This window comes from Bradyrhizobium sp. sGM-13 (assembly GCF_018398875.1).
GTDB lineage: Bacteria > Pseudomonadota > Alphaproteobacteria > Rhizobiales > Xanthobacteraceae > Bradyrhizobium.
Genome location: NZ_JAGWDK010000003.1, coordinates 345,308 through 359,437 on the forward strand (window position 1 = coordinate 345,308; position 14,130 = coordinate 359,437).

Sequence of the window (14,130 nt, forward strand, 5' to 3'; positions counted from 1 at the left end):
GGCGTCAGTCGGCGCAAGGGCTGCCAAAGGCTGCCAGCGCCTCTTCATGCAACCGAGCGCTATCGGGGGAGAAGCAGCAGAAGATAACTCTTGTCACGGCAGGCGCCGCGACCAGTCCATCGACGACGGTTGCGGCTGCGATGCCCGCCGCACGGTCGGCAGGGAAGCGATAGACGCCCGTGGAGATCGCAGGAAAGGCCAGAGAGGAGAGCCCGCTGGCCTGGCAGAGTTCGAGGGAGCGCCGATAACAGGAAGCGAGCAGCGCGTCCTCCCCATCATTGCCGCCGTGCCAAACCGGCCCGACGGCGTGGATCACGTGCCTGGCCGGCAACCGGTATCCCCGGGTGATCTTGGCGTCGCCGGTCGCGCAGCCGTTCAGCGTGCGGCACTCGGCAAGCAGTTCAGGTCCGGCCGCCCGATGGATCGCGCCATCAACCCCGCCCCCGCCGAGCAGGGACGAGTTCGCGGCGTTGACGATGGCGTCAACGCGGAGCGTGGTGATGTCGGCAACAATGACTTCCAGCCGCGCCTGGCCGACCTGACGCGCGATGCCGCTCAGGCGGAAGCCGCCGCGCTGACGGTGACGCCCTTCTCGGCAAAGAGCTGCTGCAATTCACCGGCCTGGAACATCTCGCGGATGATGTCGCAGCCGCCGACGAACTCGCCCTTGACGTAGAGCTGCGGGATGGTCGGCCAGTTCGAATATTCCTTGATGCCGTTGCGAAGCTCGGCGGATTCCAGGACATTCAGCCCCTTGTAGCCGACGCCGATGTGGTCGAGGATCTGGACCACCTGGCCGGAGAAACCGCACTGCGGAAACTGCGGCGTGCCCTTCATGAACAGCACGACGTCGTTCGACTTCACTTCGTTGTCGATGAATTGCTCGATGCTCATATTTGCTTCCTTTTGGGGCCCAGCCCGCTGCGGCGTCGCGTAACCGGCCGGCTCGTCCATGTAACCCGGATACTTGCCATATATGTAGCCCAAACCTTTGTGCATCCAAAGTAAAATGGCGAAGAGCTGGCATGCGCGGGGTCGGCTCCAGGCGCCCGGGCGACGGCAGCCCATAGTCTGACGGCATTAATGTCATAGCGCGGGCAGGCTTTTTTCCCGCACCGGAACTCCTATCTAGGACGGACTGCCCGTCAGGAACCAGTTTGCCAGACTAACGTTCTCTCCTCTCACCGGAGACACCTGTGACGAAACCAGCACTCGCCGTCCCTGCCCCGTCACTTTTCTCGGATTCCGGCACCCTCGCCCAGAATTTGGTGGAGGCCTATCTGGCCGTCCGCGGCGAGACCGAGCGCCGGGCCGCTCCGTTGAGCCCCGAGGACCAGCTCATCCAGTCGATGCCGGACGCCAGCCCGGCCAAATGGCACCGCGCCCATACCACCTGGTTCTTCGAGCAATTCCTGCTCGGCGAGCACTGCGAAGGTTACCAGCCCTTCCACCCTGATTATGCGTTTCTATTCAATTCCTATTATGTCAGCGCCGGACCGCGGCACGCCCGTCACCAGCGCGGCCATCTGACACGCCCGAGCGCCGACGAGATCACCGCCTATCGCCGGCATGTCGATGCCGCCGTGGTCAAATTCTTCCAGACCGCCGGCGAAGAGCGCCTCACAAAACTGGTCCCGCTGGTGGAGGTCGGCCTCAATCACGAGCAGCAGCATCAGGAATTGATGCTGACCGACATCCTGCACGCCTTTGCCCAGAACCCGATCCCGCCGGCCTACGATCCATCCTGGCACTTCCCGACATCGCACCGTTCGGCAGAGGAGTGGACCACCCTCAACGAGGGCATCCACACCGTTGGCCACAGCGACGACAGCTTCCATTTCGACAATGAAAAGCCCGCGCACCGCGCCCTGGTCGGCCCGGTGAGGCTCGCCCGCAACCTCGTGACCAATGCGGAATGGCTCGCCTTCATGCAGGACGGCGGCTACGGCACGGCCACGCTGTGGCTGATGGACGGCTTCGCCACGGCGACCAACGAGGGCTGGCAGGCCCCCGGCCACTGGCGCCAGGTCGACGGCGAGTGGCGGATCATGACGCTCGGCGGGTTACAGCCGATCGATCCGGATGCCCCGGTCTGCCATGTCAGCTATTACGAGGCGGATGCGTTCGCCCGCTGGGCGGGCCGCCATCTGCCGACCGAAATGGAATGGGAGGTCGCCGCCCGCGCCGGCCAGCTCAGCGATGCCTTCGGCATCGTCTGGCAGTGGACCCGCAGCTCCTACTCCCCCTACCCCGGCTACCGTGCCATCGAGGGGGCGCTCGGGGAATACAACGGCAAGTTCATGGTCAATCAGCTCGTGCTGCGCGGCTCCTCGCTTGCAACTCCGGCCGGCCACAGCCGTATCACCTACCGCAACTTCTTCTACCCGCACCACCGCTGGCAATTCACGGGGTTACGCCTCGCCGATTACGCCTGACATTTTCGATCATCGAAGCGCGCCGGAAAGCGCGTTCAGGAGAGTATCATGAATGTGCATGCCGCCGCTTTGGCCCAAACGCACCCGTTCGACGAACAGACCTCCGCCTTTGCCGGCGACGTGATCGGCGACCTCTCGCAGTTCCCCAAGCGGCTGTCGCCGAAATATTTTTACGATGCCGCGGGCTCCGAGCTGTTCGAGCAGATCACGGTGCTGCCGGAATACTACCCGACCCGCACCGAACTCGGCATCCTGCGCAGCCGCGGCGATGAAATCGCCGCACTGATTCCGAAAGGTGCGGCCCTGGTCGAATTCGGCGCCGGCGCGACCACCAAGGCCCGCCTGCTATTGGAGCGCTGCGATTTTTCCGCTTATGTCCCGGTCGATATTTCCGGCGATTTCCTGAACGCGCAGGCCAGCGACTTGCGCAAGGATTTCCCCGATCTCGGCGTTTATCCGGTTGCTGCCGATTTCACCGCGCCGTTCGAGCTGCCGGCGGAAATCGCAGACCAGCCCAAGGTCGGCTTCTTTCCGGGGTCGACGCTCGGCAATTTCGAGCCGCACGAGGCGCGCGCCTTCCTGCGCAGCGCACGCGACATTCTGGGCAAAGGCGCACAGATGATCATCGGCGTCGATCTCGAGAAGAACGAGCGGGTGCTGTACGACGCGTATAACGACGCCGCCGGCGTCACCGCGCGGTTCAATCTCAACGTTCTGGTTCGGATCAACCGCGAGCTCGGCGGCAATTTCGACGTCTCCGCCTTCATGCACCGCTCGGTCTATAATCGCGAGCGCCATCGCATCGAGATGCACTTGATTTCCAAGAAGGCGCAGAGCGTGCGCATCCTGGGACGGAATTTTTCATTCCGTCCCGGCGAGAGCATCCACACCGAGTCGAGCTACAAATACAGCTTCGACCGCTTCACCGCGTTGGCGCGCGAGTCCGGCTGGTCGGTGCGGGAATCCTGGAACGATCGCGACCAGATGTTCTCCGTTCACGCGCTGGTGGCGTCGGGCTGAGGATTAGAGCGCTTTCAAGCGAAAGCCTGCCCCGGACTTGCGTCAAGAAGCCGCGTCAAAACAAGAATCTGGGCCGGTTCTGATTCAATCAGAACCGAAAAGGCTCTAGCCGCGGGTTTTGCAGCTCACGTCTTGCAGACGGACCGCCTGCGGTCCGGTCGCGGCCTGCGTGTCGGCGCAATCCGGGGAGCGACAGATATCCAATCATCAGACAATCGGTCTGCACCCAACAGCCACGCGTGAATGATCCGCCACTTGTCTTGTCCGCGGGACTGGAAATCCAGTAGCGGAGATCCTGCGTCCTGCAGTTCGTGGAAAAATTTCAAAGAATCTTTTCCAGTCGGTCCGTCCGGCTCGATCATCTGCGTCAAGATCCAGCGGTCCCACTCTTCAATAATGCGTACTCTTGCTTCGCTCTGTTTCATAGGCGCGTATTCCCACCACGGCACCCCCGTGGGCACTGAGTGATCGCGCTGGTCAAGGTTTGATGGAAAGGTGCTTACGCCGCCGCGCGTCCCCACACCTTGTCCGAGCTCAGTATAGCCAAACTTCTTAACAAGTGTTCATCTTTATTGACCCGCCCGCAAAAGGGTCCATCTGCGCTGTCGTTTCCCCTTTGAAATGTCCAATTTTTGACGCGGACTCAGCCGAGCCTCCGCGGCAGCATGGCTTGGGGTGAGTTCGTGCCAGGGGATTTCAGTCATGGGCAACGCATATCCAGCGTCCAGCAACCACGGGCAACGTTCGGCATCCTCGTCTGTTCACAGTGACACGGACACGGGCTGGGACGAGGGAGCCGACACCGAGCGAGCTGCGCTTCGCGAGGAAAATGCGAGGCTCCGGGCTCTCGTCGTCCAACTGTCAAATCTCGTTCTCAGAAATGTCGTCGATGAGCACAACTCGCCGCAATTGATGCCGGTGAGGCGGCCCAGGCTGGATTAAAGATACTATTCCGCCGGATCGGATCGCAGCGAGACCGTTTCCCACACCGCGACCGCGATCATGATCGCGGTGGTCAGAATCGACAGCATCAACGGCGACAGCTCGCTTGCGAACCAGGCGAGCACGCAAAGCGTGATGATGCCCGCCCCGTGGGAGAGTTGAAGGAAGCCGCGAAAGCTCAGCTTGAACAGGATGGTCCCGAACAGAAACAGCAAGGGGCCGCCGATCGCGCTCATTACCGTCTTGAGGTCGGAATGTCCGCCGGGGTGTTTCAGCACCAGTTCGTCGGCCACTGCCGCGACGATGATGCCGGCCACGATCGGCAGGTGCAGATAGGTATAGGCCAGCCGCGCCAGCCTTCCCGGCTCGCTCGATTTTGAAAGCTGCTCGGAGCCGGCTTCAGCGCCAACGTGGAAATAGATCCACCACATCGCGATGCTGCCGACCAAGGCCGAGACGAACGCCAGAACGTTTTCGGTGGTCCAGGCGAGTTCGGCAAAAGTCGCGCCGATGACGACGATGGATTCGCCGAGCGCGATGATGATGAACAGCCCACAGCGCTCGGCCATGTGCCCGCCTTCGATCATCCAGTCCGCGACCGAGGACGCGCCGTGGCGGGGAATCCAGAACCGCACCGCCGGCGAGATATATTCGATGACGAGCGCGACGGCCCATAGCGCCAACCGCGACTGGCCTTCGACTATCCCGCCGGCGATCCAGAAGACGGCCGACACCGACAGCCAGACAGCGATCCGCATTGCATTCATGCGTGTCCGCGGGCGCGATGGCGGCGTCGACAACCAGAGAAATATCGTCTTGCCGACCTGCATCCCTGCGTAGGCGATGGCAAACCACAAGCCGCGCTCGTCAAACGCCTTTGGAATCGAGGTCGATAGCACCAGCCCGCCCAGCATCATCGCAAACAGTAGGAGACGGACCGGAGTCTTTTCGGGATTGAGCCAGTTGGTGATCCAGGTAGTGAATACCCATACCCACCAGACCGCGAGAAACAGCAGCGTGACCTGTAACGCACCCAGCGGCGTAAAGTGAGCCAGCAGCGTGTGCGAAATTTGCGTGATCGCGAAGACGAAGACGAGATCGAAGAACAACTCCGCGTAGGTGACGCGGCTATGCTGGTGCGGCACGATCCGGCGAAACAGCGCGCCGTCTGCGTTGTCTGTCATCGACGCCCCCGCCGTCCGGGGACTACCTCTCCGGTACCCCGGGTCCGCCAGGTACCCCGGTCTGCAGCGCCAGCGCATGCAGCAAGCCGCCCATCTGCCCCTTGAGCGACTGGTAGACGATCTGGTGCTGCTGCACGCGCGACTTGCCACGGAACGACTCCGAGATCACGGTCGCGGCGTAGTGGTCGCCATCGCCTGCGAGATCGCGGATCGTCACCTCGGCATCGGGGATAGCTGCCTTGATCATCGACTCGATATCGTGGGCATCCATCGGCATTCCAGCATGTCTCCGTCATGTGTTTCGAATCACGGCCGGCTCGCGCGACCGTGAGAACCAAGCCTAGCGCGTACGCTCTTCTAGGTCACGCCTGGCGGCACTATATTCCGGGCCGAAGCGTTTGACACCGCGAGATCGCGTCGCGCCCGATCATTTCGGGCTGACCGAAAAAGAGGCTCAAAATCATGAAATTGCCCGGTCCCGACCATCCGATCACGATTACGGCAAACCCCAAGCGCGTCCGGGTCTCGGTGGACGGCGTGGTCATTGCCGATACCACCCGCGCGCTGATCTTGAAGGAAGCCAGCTATCCGGCGGTGCAATATGTGCCGCGCGAGGACGCCAATATGGCGTTGTTGTCCCGCACCGAGCGGACCACGCACTGCCCCTACAAGGGGGACGCGAACTATTTCAGCATCAACGCCAACGGCAAGCGTCTCGAAAATTCGATCTGGACCTACGAGACGCCCTTCCCGGCCATGGCCGAGATCGCCGGCCGTCTGGCGTTCTATCCGGACAAGGTGACGATCGAGGAAGTGGCGTAGTCAGAGGCGATGTCATTCCGGGGCGATGCGAAAGCATCGAACTATGGGGCGCCCTTGCGCCCCTTAGAATCTCGAGATTCCGGGTCTGGTCCTTCGGACCATCCCGGAATGACCGCGGAGAGCTACACCTGAATAGAGCTACACCCTGAATATCGTGAGCCCGAGGATCAGGAGCACCAGGAAGATCACGACGAAGACATAGAACAGGAAGCGGGCGATGTCGGCGGAGGCCTCCGAAATGCCGGTGAAGCCGAGGACACCGGCAACGATCGACACCAGAAAAAAGATCAGCGCCCATTTGAGAATTGTCATTGCGTGCTCCGCGACCTCTCGGGCCGTACCAGAGGTGGCCCCTCAATTTCACATGACCTAACGGCCGGTTGCACCGCCGGTTCCGATCAGCCCGGAGATGCGGGTTCGCTAGCGCCCCGATTGGGCCTTGCTGAATCAGGTTCCGAGCGGCAACATTTGGCCACACAGCCTGGCCGGGAGGCGCGCATGACATCGATTTCCACCGTGGGGCATGCCGACGTGAGCGCAGTGTCCCAAGCCAAATCGCGAAACCTTTCGCTTGATCGCGCGCGCACCTTCCTGACGCTGGTGGTGCTGCTCCACCATGCCGTCATCCCCTATACCTATTTCGGTCACACCGATCCGAAGTACTTCTTCGGCTTCGACATGATCGTGCTCGCCACTGACAGTTTCTTCATGGCGATGTTCTTTTTCCTGTCGGGGCTGTTCGCCTGGTCTGGTATCGCCCGGAAGGGACCGCTGAGCTATTTGGCAGATCGCCTGCTTCGGCTTGGCTTACCCTTCGTGATCTGCGCCTTCACGGTCATTCCGCTCGCCTACTACGCCATCTCACTGCGGCACCATCCCGAGATCGGCTTTTCGGAATACTGGTGGAATATGATCACGAAGGGCCCTTGGCCGAGCGGGCCGATCTGGTTCCTCTGGGTCCTGCTCAGTTTCGACGTGGTGGCTTGCATCCTGTATCGGCTGTCACCCAACCTGCTCGATCCGATCAATCGCCTCTCGCTGTACGGCCGCCGCCGGCCCGCGGTGTTCTTCGCGGTCATGCTTGCCGTCACCGCTGCATTCTACATTCCCGGGCTTGTTCACTACGGACACAGCAGTTGGTTTGAGTTCGGGCCGTTCTCGGTCCAGCACGGGCGCGTGATGCTCTATGCGAGCTACTTCTTTTTCGGTGCCGGCATCGGCGTTGCGCAAATGGATCGCGGGCTGCTCGCGGCAGACGGCCGGATGGCGAAGGTTAGCTGGGACTGGATGGTGCTGGCGATCGTTCCGTATGGCCTCCTGTGGGTGCTGATCTTCATCAAGCGCGAAATACTGGGCAACCCGTCGCCGCTGCCGGACTGGTACGAAGCGCTCTATGCGATCTGCTTCACTATCTTCAGCGTGGCCATCATGTTTCTGATCTTGGCCATTTTTCAAAGGTTCAGACAATCAGGCTCCGCCAGGCTACTCGATCCGATGCAGGCGGACGCCTACGGCATGTTCCTGGTGCACTACCCGATCGCACTGTGGCTGCAATACTGGCTGTTCGATTATGACCTGCCGGCGATCGTCAAGGTCGCGATCGGGTTCGTACTGACGGTCGCGGCGAGCTGGGCGCTGACGCGAGCGTTGCGGCAGATCCCGGGCGCGACAAGGGTGCTTTGAGGCCGACAGCAATGGCGGGGAGACAGCGCGCCTACGCCGCCTTCCCGCTCATATAGGCCGGCAGCCAGTGCTCGAACGCAGTTTTCAGCGCATCAACCGCGACCGGCGCTTCGCCGGCAACGGCGATCGCATCGCCGCCCGTAGTGCCGATCCGCGCACACGGCACGCCCGCGCCCTTCATCTTCGCCATCACCAGGCCGGCATCCGCGGCCGGCACCGTCACGATATAGCGCGCCTGATCCTCGCCGAACCACCAGGCATGCGGCACGATCGAGCTCGGCGCCGCTAGGAGCTGCGCGCCGATGCCGCTCGCCATCGCCATTTCAGCCAGCGCAATCAGGAGCCCGCCGTCGGAGACGTCATGCACCGCGGTCGCGGTGCCGGCATGGATCATCCCGCGGACCACGTCGCCATTGCGCTTTTCGGCCGCGAGATCGACCGGCGGCGGCGCGCCCTCTTCGCGCCCACAGACGTCGCGCAGGTAGACGGACTGTCCGAGCCAGCCTTGCGTATCGCCGATCAAAAGGATCGCTTCGCCGGCCGCCTTGAAAGCCAGCGTCGCCGATTTGGTGAAATCGTCGAGCAGACCGACACCGCCGATCGAGGGCGTCGGCAGGATGCCGCGACCGTTGGTTTCGTTGTAGAGCGAGACGTTGCCCGACACGACAGGGAAATCGAGCATGCGGCAGGCTTCGGAAATGCCCTTCAGGCAGCCGACGAACTGGCCCATGATCTCGGGCCGCTCCGGATTGCCGAAATTGAGATTGTCGGTGATCGCGAGCGGCCGGCCGCCGACCGCGGTGATGTTGCGCCAGGCTTCGGCAACGGCCTGCTTGCCGCCTTCGAACGGATCGGCCTCGCAATAGCGCGGCGTCACGTCGACGGTGAGCGCGAGCCCCTTGGGCCCGTCCTCGACGCGCACAACCGCGGCATCGCCGCCCGGACGCTGCACGGTATTGCCCAGAATGACGTGGTCGTATTGCTCCCAGACCCAGCGCTTCGAACACAGCTCCGGCGTGCCGATCAGCTTCTCCAGCGCCGCCGAAATGCCAACTGGGGGCTCCACTTCGCGTGCCTGCACCATCGGCAAGGCTGCGGACGGGACGTGCGGGCGATCATACACCGGCGCCTCGTCGCCCAATTCCTTGATCGGCAGATCGGCCATCACGTCGCCGCCGTGCTTCACCACGAAGCGCTTGGTCGGCGTGGTGTAGCCGACCACGGCGAAATCGAGCCCCCACTTCTTGAAGATCGCCTCGGCCTCTTTTTCCTTCTCGGGCTTGAGCACCATGAGCATGCGCTCCTGGCTTTCCGACAGCATCATCTCGTAGGCGCTCATGCCGGTTTCACGGGTCGGCACGGCGTTGAGATCGAGTTCGACGCCGAGATCGCCCTTAGCGCCCATCTCGACCGCCGAGCATGTCAGGCCCGCCGCACCCATGTCCTGGATCGCGATCACGCAACCCTTTTCCATGATCTCGAGGCAGGCTTCCAGCAAGAGCTTCTCGGCGAAGGGATCGCCGACCTGCACCGTCGGCCGCTTCTCGGCGGAATCATCGTCGAATTCGGCCGACGCCATCGAGGCCCCGTGAATGCCGTCGCGGCCGGTCTTGGAGCCGAGATAGACGATCGGCATGTTCACGCCCGAGGCTGCCGCATAGAAAATCTTGTCGGTCTCGGCGAGGCCGACCGCCATCGCGTTAACCAGGATGTTGCCGTCGTAGCGGGTGTGAAAGCGCACTTGGCCACCGACCGTTGGCACGCCGAAGGAATTGCCGTAGCCGCCGACACCGGCCACCACGCCCGACACCAGATGGCGCGTCTTCGGATGCTCCGGCGCGCCAAAGGAAAGTGCATTGAGGCAGGCAATAGGCCGCGCACCCATCGTGAACACATCGCGCAGAATGCCGCCAACGCCGGTGGTCGCGCCTTGATACGGCTCGATGTAGCTCGGGTGATTGTGGCTCTCCATCTTGAAGACCACCGCCTGCCCGTCCCCGATGTCGATCACGCCAGCGTTCTCGCCCGGGCCCTGGATCACCCAAGGCGCCTTAGTCGGCAAGCCGCGCAGATGGATGCGCGAGGATTTGTACGAGCAGTGCTCGTTCCACATCGCCGAGAAAATCCCGAGTTCGGTGAACGTCGGCACCCGCCCGATCAGCTTGAGGATGCGCTCATACTCGTCGGGCTTCAGACCGTGGCTGGCGACGAGTTCGGGGGTGATCTGGGGCTCGTTCATGGGTGCCTTAATAGGAAGATCGGGGGCGTGCGAAAAGGCCTTTTATGGCGCATTTCCGCCCTGTCCAGAGCTTTGCGAAAGGGCGCGTTGCGGGATCAGCGTTTGCACATCGTTCCCGGATCGGATTTAAGGGCTGAAACATCGAATTGAAGGTCATTTTTAGTGAACGAACTCCCCCAAAATGCATTTCACCGCCGCCCCGATCTGCATGTCGAAACCGAGGGCGAATTCAAGGGCTGGCGGACCTGGACCCGCGACAGCTTCGAGACCCATAATGGCCCGTTCTGGCACCGCATGGACGAAAACGGGAAGGTCCGCTGCGCGTTCCGGGTCGAGAAGAAGCATCTCAACGGCATGCGCAACGCCCATGGCGGCTGCTTCATGTCGTTCGCCGACTACTGCCTGTTTGCAATCGCCTCCTCGGTGCTGGAGGGGCCGGGCGTGACGGTATCGTTTGCCTGCGAGTTTCTCGACGCCGCCCGCGAGGGCGAACTGGTCGAATGCGAGGGTGAAATCACCCGCGCCGGCGGCTCGCTGATCTTCCTGCGCGGCGTGCTGAAATCCGGCGAACGCTCGCTGTTTACGTTCTCAGGCACCATCAAGCGGGTGAAGTGGAAAAAGCCGGCGGGTACAGGCGCCGTTGCCACCTGACTCGTCACAGGCCCGTCGCGGCTGGCGCGACTATGCATTGCTGCTCGCGCTGGCGTGCTGCTGGAGCTCGACCTATCCGCTGACCAAGATCGGCCTCGGCTCGATCCCGCCGGTCACCTTCATTTCGGCGCGCTCGCTGATCGCGGCAGGCTTCCTGCTGGTGATCCTGCGTGCCCGCGGCCTGCGGCTGCCGACCGACGGCAAGGCCTGGAAGCTGTTTGCATTCCAGCAGACCATCAACTCGACCATTCCTTTCCTGATGATCACCTGGGCGCAGCAATATGTGGCGGCAGCGCCGACCGTGGTGCTGGCCTCGACCACGCCGATCTTCGCTTTCCTCATCACCTGGGCCGTCACGCGCCATGAGCCGGCGACGCTGCTCAAGCTGATCGGCGCCATTCTGGGCCTGGCCGGTACGGCCGTGACCATCGGCCTCGATACGCTCGGCGGGCTCTCCAGCAACCTGTTCGCCGAAATGGTCATCCTGATCGCCACCATCTCGTTCGCCTGCGCCACGATCTTCGGGCTCAAGCTGACCGACTACGACCCGATGGTGGTGGCGGCGGGCTCGCTGTTGTTCGGCGGCACCGTGCTGCTCCCGCTCGCGCTGATCGTCGATCATCCCTGGACCTTGCGGCCGACGCCTGAAGCGCTGATTGCCACCGCCGCGATGGGAATATTCTCCAGCGCCTTCGGGCTGATGCTGTTCTACATGTGCCTGACGCGGCTCGGCACCCTGACCACAAATGCGCAAGGCTATTTGCGAATTCCAATCGGCGTCGGCCTGTCGGTTCTGCTGCTCGGCGAACCCGTGCCGCCGAATCTGGCGCTCGGCCTCGTGTTGGTGATGGCCGGCGTCGCCGCGATGACCATCCCGCGTGGCCACTATCGCAAATGGATCGAGCGCCTGCGCGGGAAACCGAAAGGCTGATGAAGACCGTCGGCGGAATCAAGCCGATAATTGTTTTTCGGCGATCGAAAGCCACTCCACCTGGGCCTGCGGGAACGGTGGTGGAACAGCAATCAACCATGATTGACACACCGGAACGCATGCGAGCGCACCGTGTTGCGCCGTTACGCAGAAAGAAAAGGAGCAATCATGAAACTCGCAACAATCGGATTGGCCATGGCGCTGGCATTCACGAACACCTTCGCCCTGGCGCAAGCCGGCGGCAGCGGCACGGGCGGAAGTTCGGGCACGGGTGGCACGGCGGCAGGTGGTGCGGCAGGATCCTCCACCGGCGGAACGACCGCCGGAAGCGGAACGGGCGGTAATTCCACCACCGGCATCAGCAACGATGCCGGAAGTGCCGCGGCCGGCCGAAACAGTCCAGCGAACCCGTCAGGGAACACCCATATCAACCCCTCGCCGAGCGGTTCGACCCTGTCGCCGACGGGGCCGGGTTCAACTACCGGCCGATAACAAAAGGCCCCGCTCCGGCGGGGCTTTTTATCACATGGTCGCCGGTGCTACTTCTTCTCTTCCAACAGCTTTTTGTATTTCTCGACATCGCGCGTCACCAACTGGCCGAGCACTTCGCTCGCATGTTCGTTGGCGTCGGGCGCAACGGTGGAGAGATCGTGAAAACGCTTCTTCACCGCCTCGCTCTCGACGGCGGTCCTGGCGGCGGCGTTCAGCTTCGCGATGATCGCAGGCGGCGTGCCTTTTGGAGCGAACAGGCCGTTCCAGCCCTGCGCCTCGAAGTCGGGAAGGCCGGCTTCTGCCGAAGTCAGCAGATCGGGCAAGGTCGCAAGCCGCACTGTCGAACCGACGACGACGCCCCGCACCAATTTGTCGCCGATCGCCTGCGACACCGAAGCGGCTGAATCGCAGACGCCGTCGATCTGGCCGCCGATCGCGTCCGTCAGCGCCGGCGCCGCGCCGCGATAGCCGACCAGCGTCACGTCGATGCCGGCGGCCTGCGCAAAGCTCTTGCAGATCAGGAAATTCGAGGAGCCGACGCCGGCATGGCCGAGATTGACCTTGCCGGGATTTTTCTTCGCATAGGCGATGAAATCCTGCAGGTTCTTGGCGGGGAAATCCTTGCGCAACGCGACGATGCCGAAGGTTTTCGCTACCACCGCGATCGGCACGAAGGATTCCGGCGTGAACGGCAGTTTCGGATAGATCGTATAGGTCGCCGCACTCGTGCCGGCATTGCCGATGGCGATCGTATAGCCGTCGGCTTCTGCGCGCGCCGCCCGCGTCAGCGCGGTCGAGCCGCCGGCGCCCGCGACGTTCTCGATCACGATCGGCTGCCCGAGCGACTTGGCCATCTCCTCGGCAACCACACGCGCGATCACGTCGGAGGTGCCGCCGGCCGCGAACGGCACGATCATGGTGATGGGCCGCTTGGGATAATCCTGGGCGTGGGCCGCCACGGCGCATAGCAGCGCCACAACGACAATCGTCAGGCGCGACACCAAGAACCTCACGCGGCTTTTTGCAGATGCGCGGCTAGCCCTGCGAACAGGCCGCGGCCGTCGGTGCAGCCCATGATGTCTTCGACGTGGTTTTCCGGGTGCGGCATCATGCCGAGCACGTTGCCGCGCTCGTTGACGATGCCGGCGATCGACTGCGCGGCGCCGTTGATGTTGGATTCTTCATCGACAATGCCCTCAGGAGTGCAGTAGCGGTAGAGCACCCGCCCCTCGCCCTCCAGCCGCTTCACCGTCTCCTCATCGGCCTCATAGTTACCCTCGCCGTGCGCGACCGGCACGCGGATGACCTGACCGGCATTGTAGCCGCGCGTGAACGGCGTATCCGAGCGCTCGACCCGCAGGTGCACATCCTGGCAGATGAATTTCAGCCGCGCATTGCGCATCAGGACGCCGGGCAGCAAGCCTGCTTCGCACAGGATCTGAAACCCGTTGCAGACGCCAAGCACGAGCCCACCATCGGCCGCATACTTACGCACCGCGTCCATGACGGGCGCGCGGGCGGCAATCGCCCCGCAGCGCAGGTAATCGCCATAGGAAAACCCGCCGGGCACTACGACCAGATCGGTCCCCTTCGGCAGCGCAGTGTCGGCATGCCACACCATCGCAGCCTCCTGCCCCGAGGCGAGCTTGAGCGCGCGCGCCATGTCGCGCTCGCGATTGATTCCGGGGAAGACGAGGACGGCGGATTTCATGGAGGTTCCCGGTTGGAAAC

General features: G+C 62.8%; 15 protein-coding genes. 7 read left to right on the forward strand and 8 right to left on the reverse strand.

Annotated features, from left to right (window positions below):
* Positions 1 to 4: 4 nt before the first annotated feature.
* Both KJQ96_RS06295 and grxD read right to left on the reverse strand, forming a co-directional pair.
* Entirely contained in the window at positions 5 to 559 is a 555-nt protein-coding gene (locus KJQ96_RS06295) for an O-acetyl-ADP-ribose deacetylase (RefSeq protein ID WP_213285873.1), read from the reverse strand.
* On the reverse strand, positions 556 to 894 hold the full coding sequence (gene grxD, locus KJQ96_RS06300) for a Grx4 family monothiol glutaredoxin (RefSeq protein WP_213285803.1): 339 nt from the start codon (positions 892 to 894) through the stop codon (positions 556 to 558). Before grxD ends, KJQ96_RS06295 begins: the two co-directional genes overlap by 4 nt.
* Before the next feature lie 302 nt (positions 895 to 1,196).
* Between grxD and egtB the strand changes: the two genes are divergently transcribed.
* Positions 1,197 to 2,435, forward strand: a complete 1,239-nt coding sequence (egtB, locus tag KJQ96_RS06305) for an ergothioneine biosynthesis protein EgtB (RefSeq protein WP_213285804.1) — start codon at positions 1,197 to 1,199, stop codon at positions 2,433 to 2,435.
* A 48-nt stretch (positions 2,436 to 2,483) separates the two neighbouring features.
* Positions 2,484 to 3,455 carry an L-histidine N(alpha)-methyltransferase gene (egtD, locus tag KJQ96_RS06310; protein ID WP_213285805.1) on the forward strand — a complete coding sequence of 324 codons (972 nt, stop codon included), beginning with the start codon at positions 2,484 to 2,486 and terminating at the stop codon, positions 3,453 to 3,455.
* 947 nt (positions 3,456 to 4,402) lie between these two features.
* Here egtD and KJQ96_RS06315 read toward each other — a convergent pair.
* The gene (locus KJQ96_RS06315; protein WP_213285806.1) at positions 4,403 to 5,581 is read right to left on the reverse strand and encodes a low temperature requirement protein A; all 1,179 of its coding nucleotides are present in this window, start codon (positions 5,579 to 5,581) and stop codon (positions 4,403 to 4,405) included.
* A 22-nt stretch (positions 5,582 to 5,603) separates the two neighbouring features.
* Positions 5,604 to 5,858 (reverse strand): BolA family protein, encoded by a 255-nt coding sequence (locus KJQ96_RS06320; RefSeq protein WP_025590827.1) that lies wholly within the window; start codon positions 5,856 to 5,858, stop codon positions 5,604 to 5,606.
* A gap of 185 nt (positions 5,859 to 6,043) precedes the next feature.
* Here KJQ96_RS06320 and KJQ96_RS06325 point away from each other — a divergent pair, with 185 nt between their 5' ends.
* On the forward strand, positions 6,044 to 6,403 hold the full coding sequence (locus KJQ96_RS06325) for a DUF427 domain-containing protein (protein WP_213285807.1): 360 nt from the start codon (positions 6,044 to 6,046) through the stop codon (positions 6,401 to 6,403).
* A 138-nt stretch (positions 6,404 to 6,541) separates the two neighbouring features.
* Here KJQ96_RS06325 and KJQ96_RS06330 read toward each other — a convergent pair whose 3' ends face one another.
* Positions 6,542 to 6,715, reverse strand: coding sequence for a DUF1328 domain-containing protein (locus KJQ96_RS06330; RefSeq protein WP_213285808.1), 174 nt, complete (start codon positions 6,713 to 6,715; stop codon positions 6,542 to 6,544).
* A 186-nt stretch (positions 6,716 to 6,901) separates the two neighbouring features.
* On the opposite strand from KJQ96_RS06330, the gene KJQ96_RS06335 reads away from it, so the two are divergent.
* Complete coding sequence (locus KJQ96_RS06335; protein WP_213285809.1) at positions 6,902 to 8,086, forward strand: acyltransferase; 1,185 nt, start codon at positions 6,902 to 6,904, stop codon at positions 8,084 to 8,086.
* A 31-nt stretch (positions 8,087 to 8,117) separates the two neighbouring features.
* Here the strand turns inward: KJQ96_RS06335 and purL are convergent, their stop codons facing one another.
* Positions 8,118 to 10,325, reverse strand: coding sequence for a phosphoribosylformylglycinamidine synthase subunit PurL (gene purL, locus KJQ96_RS06340; RefSeq protein WP_213285810.1), 2,208 nt, complete (start codon positions 10,323 to 10,325; stop codon positions 8,118 to 8,120).
* A 162-nt stretch (positions 10,326 to 10,487) separates the two neighbouring features.
* Between purL and KJQ96_RS06345 the strand changes: the two genes are divergently transcribed.
* The 3 genes from KJQ96_RS06345 (at position 10,488) to KJQ96_RS06355 (ending at position 12,399) form a co-directional block, all read left to right on the forward strand.
* A complete protein-coding gene (locus tag KJQ96_RS06345) occupies positions 10,488 to 10,976 on the forward strand; it encodes a PaaI family thioesterase (protein ID WP_213285811.1) in 489 nt (162 codons plus the stop codon).
* The gene (locus tag KJQ96_RS06350) at positions 10,966 to 11,907 is read left to right on the forward strand and encodes a DMT family transporter (protein ID WP_213285812.1); all 942 of its coding nucleotides are present in this window, start codon (positions 10,966 to 10,968) and stop codon (positions 11,905 to 11,907) included. Before KJQ96_RS06345 ends, KJQ96_RS06350 begins: the two co-directional genes overlap by 11 nt.
* Positions 11,908 to 12,075: 168 nt before the next feature.
* Positions 12,076 to 12,399, forward strand: coding sequence for a hypothetical protein (locus KJQ96_RS06355; protein ID WP_213285813.1), 324 nt, complete (start codon positions 12,076 to 12,078; stop codon positions 12,397 to 12,399).
* A gap of 47 nt (positions 12,400 to 12,446) precedes the next feature.
* Here the strand turns inward: KJQ96_RS06355 and KJQ96_RS06360 are convergent, their stop codons facing one another.
* Together KJQ96_RS06360 and purQ are read right to left on the reverse strand one after the other, a co-directional pair.
* Positions 12,447 to 13,400 carry a tripartite tricarboxylate transporter substrate-binding protein gene (locus KJQ96_RS06360; protein WP_309142373.1) on the reverse strand — a complete coding sequence of 318 codons (954 nt, stop codon included), beginning with the start codon at positions 13,398 to 13,400 and terminating at the stop codon, positions 12,447 to 12,449.
* A gap of 8 nt (positions 13,401 to 13,408) precedes the next feature.
* Positions 13,409 to 14,110, reverse strand: coding sequence for a phosphoribosylformylglycinamidine synthase subunit PurQ (purQ, locus tag KJQ96_RS06365; protein WP_213285814.1), 702 nt, complete (start codon positions 14,108 to 14,110; stop codon positions 13,409 to 13,411).
* Positions 14,111 to 14,130: the final 20 nt, after the last annotated feature.